This window comes from Oleiphilus sp. HI0117 (assembly GCF_001635235.1).
This window is the reverse complement of the sequence record NZ_LWGA01000274.1, coordinates 1-3,145: the sequence shown is the minus strand read 5'-3', so window position 1 is coordinate 3,145 and position 3,145 is coordinate 1. Positions and strand designations below refer to the sequence as shown.

The window sequence follows — 3,145 nt, the reverse complement described above, 5'->3', positions numbered from 1 at the left end:
GGCAGTACGTAATATCCCAACTCCAGACTTCATTTGGCCCAGTGGCCGTATATCCCTTCGGTTTCTTCGTACCATTTTTGGGCTTGTCTCGCCCCCTGTGAGCCAGTTGATTATGTGCTTTGAGCACACGATAAAAGCTGGACTCAGAAGCAATATATTGCCCTTTATCCGCTAGCCTTGGTACGATTTGGCTGGGTGGAAGGTCCGCATATTCGGGCTCGTTACAGATATTGATAATGCTCTGTCGCTCGGTTTCTGACAACTTATTCTTTGGCTCAGGTCTAATAGCTGACTGTCTTTTGTCCTGTGTAACGCCACCATCTTCAATCCAGCGTTGTAAGGTCCGAAGCGATAAGCCTATTAGCTCACAGGCTTTCACTCTTCTGGCTCCAGCACTAACGGCTTCATCAATCAGCTCCACATAATATTGCCTATCTGGAAGCATGGTTAGCTGTCCTCGTCTTCCCCCCAGTAGGCATTGAGCTTTTTTCTGAGCACCAATAATGCAGCAGTTTCAGCAAGTGCTGCATCTTTGCGTTTTAGCTCCTTCTCTAACTGCTTAATACGCTTCTTATCTGCTTTGCGCTCTGCAGCTTCCTGTTTCTTACGCTGAGCCTCAGTCATATTGTTGTTAATACAAGATTGTTTCCATTGCTTCACCTGATCAGGGTACAGCCCTTTTTCTCGGCAATACTCACTTAGCTCTATCTCCGACATCATGGCGGTTTCCAGAACAATTGAAAACTTTGCTTCTGGAGACCAGTTATCTGGACTACTACTTTTTGTCACACTTGAACCTGGTAATTGAAATTTATCTCGCCAGGAATACAAGGTGGATAGGTTTATGTTTTCCTGGGCTGAAAACGTTCTTAATGATAACCCACTTTCAAGCCACTTCTTAACAATGGCTTCTTTAAACTCTTTTGAATAATGCTTCACTCATATTCTCTTACCGCCTCCTATTCAATTATTAAAAATTAACAGAGGCGACAACTATCCTGACACAGGGGGGTATAAAACTTAATGAAAAAGGTTTGTTGAACGAGACCACCTTTTTGGCAACCAAGTACGCTAAGCACATATTTTAGTTGGTTTTTTGCACATAGACATAATGACTCCCCACGTCCCAAAAGAGTGCTGACCTCCTATCGTGGGTTAGCAAAGCCAGAGCCATAATATATGTGTCATACCATATAAGCGGAGGCCAGCACCATGAAAAACAATACCATAATTTTTGTCGGATTGGACACCCATAAGGAGTTCACCGAAGTCGCATATTGCGAAGATCAACGAGGCTCAGAAGTAAAGCATCTTGGAAGAGTTTCTTCAGCCAAAGTATCACTTACCAAGATGGCAAGACAGTTTGAAAGCAAATACCCGCAGGCTACCCTGCATTTTGTTTATGAAGCAGGCCCCTGTGGCTACTGGATTTATCGATTGCTGACAAGCTTAGGCCATTGTTGCTATGTTGTTGCGCCATCACTGATTCCAAAGAAACCCGGACAACGCGTGAAAACAGATAAACGCGATGCACAAGATTTAGCTCGTTTGGTTCGTAATGGCGACCTTGATCCGATTTACGTTCCTGAACCCGCAGATGAAGCAATACGAGATCTATCTCGAGCACGTGAGCGTGCAATGCATGATTTGAATAATGCACGTTTCCAGCTAAAAGCCTTGCTGCTCAGAAACCATATTAACTATTCAGGCAAATCAAATTGGAGCTTAAAACACCTTCGTTGGTTAACAGAGATCATCTTACCTCATCCTAGTCAGCAATTTGTCTTGCAAGAGATGATTCAAACCATTTCAGAACGCAATGCTCGACTAGAGCGTCTGGACAATGAACTCGCCCATCACGTGAAGCAATGGCGATATTATCCGGTTGTGAAAGCGATACAAGCCTTGAGAGGCGTTCGACTGCTCACCGCCACTGGTGTCATTGTAGAGCTAGGAGACTTAACACGATTTGATAGCCCTAGAAAACTGATGAGTTATATCGGAACGACGCCCTCCGAACATTCAAGTGGAGGAAAACGACACTTAGGCGCGATCACCAAGTGTGGAAATGGGCGAGCGAGGAGATTGTTAGTTGAGGCTGCACATAGCTATCGCTATCCCGCAAAGATATCGAAGGAATTACAGCTCAGGCAGGAAGGATTGCCGAAAGAGGTAATTGATCAAGCTTGGCAAGCACAACAGAGATTATGTAGACGATATCAACGACTAATACACAAAGGTAAACATCGAAGTGTCGTGGTAACGGCGATCGCACGAGAACTGATAGCTTATATCTGGTCAATCTCGAAGGAAGTCACCTTACCCAGAATAGATCCAAAAACACGAATCTCACGCGTACCCGCTTAAGTAGATAAGGAATAATACATGAACAAGTTTAGCGTCAATGCAAAAGATCAAGCAGCGGCTGTGGTGCAATCACCGAAGGCGTTAGGTTGGCAATGAGCTAGCAGTACATTGATCCACGAGCATAGACTGAAGACAGGCACCACGACGTAATAAGTAAGGTTGGATAGGTTAACGCGTCGCGTTAGCAACCCACGAATACCAGCATGATCACCGTCGAAATTACTTGCTTCATCTGATGCGTTGACGCTTCCCTAACGGGAAGAATGTTAATTAAAAAGAAAGGCTCTGGCCGAGGTTCCGGCAGGATTTTGTGCGGGCCTCTTGACGTGGGGAGTCATACCAACGCCTTTAGCTGCGGCGAGCGATAGCGAGTCCAGCCCCGGGGCCTTTTCCGGGGCGAGGCAGGCTAAACTTGTTAGCTGATTTAATTTTCGGACCAATCCCATTTTACTATTTTGGATTGATACCCTGTACCAATGGTACTGCAGCTTTTAGCTAAGACTTGTTTATTTTTTATTGACCATACATGTTCTTGGCAAGGAGGCAAAAACATCAGCTCTATTACTCCATAACCCGCCCAACTAATTCAGCCAGTAGCTGCTGCACTTAAAGCGATACCAGAACCCAAAGCTTTTTCGCCCCATAGATTTTCCGTACTTTGGGGCTCTCCCCAAAGGCTTTTAGCATCATCTAATGGAATGCTAATTCGTGGTTCAGAGAATAAACCATCCTGAGGTTGTACCTCGATATGCTGACTTTGTAGTTCACTTAAACTTTT

Annotated in this window: 2 protein-coding genes and 1 pseudogene; 1 reads left to right on the top strand and 2 read right to left on the bottom strand. The window is 44.9% G+C overall.

Annotated features, from left to right (window positions below; genetic code table 11):
- Nucleotides 1-939: pseudogene (locus tag A3757_RS27505) on the bottom strand (transposase); the annotation flags it as partial.
- Nucleotides 940-1,212: 273 nt separating this feature from the next.
- On the opposite strand from A3757_RS27505, the gene A3757_RS03415 reads away from it, so the two are divergent.
- A complete protein-coding gene (locus A3757_RS03415; RefSeq protein WP_068510169.1) occupies nucleotides 1,213-2,367 on the top strand; it encodes an IS110 family transposase in 1,155 nt (384 codons plus the stop codon).
- Nucleotides 2,368-2,953: 586 nt separating this feature from the next.
- On the opposite strand, the gene A3757_RS26220 is transcribed toward A3757_RS03415, so the two are convergent.
- Nucleotides 2,954-3,145 (bottom strand): hypothetical protein (locus A3757_RS26220; RefSeq protein ID WP_197469713.1); only part of this gene is annotated, 192 nt, incomplete at its 5' end.

What these genes read in the sequence shown, in the direction of transcription:
- A3757_RS03415 (WP_068510169.1), top strand. Translation starts at nt 1,213, where the DNA reads ATGAAAAACAATACCATAATTTTTGTCGGATTGGACACCCATAAGGAG.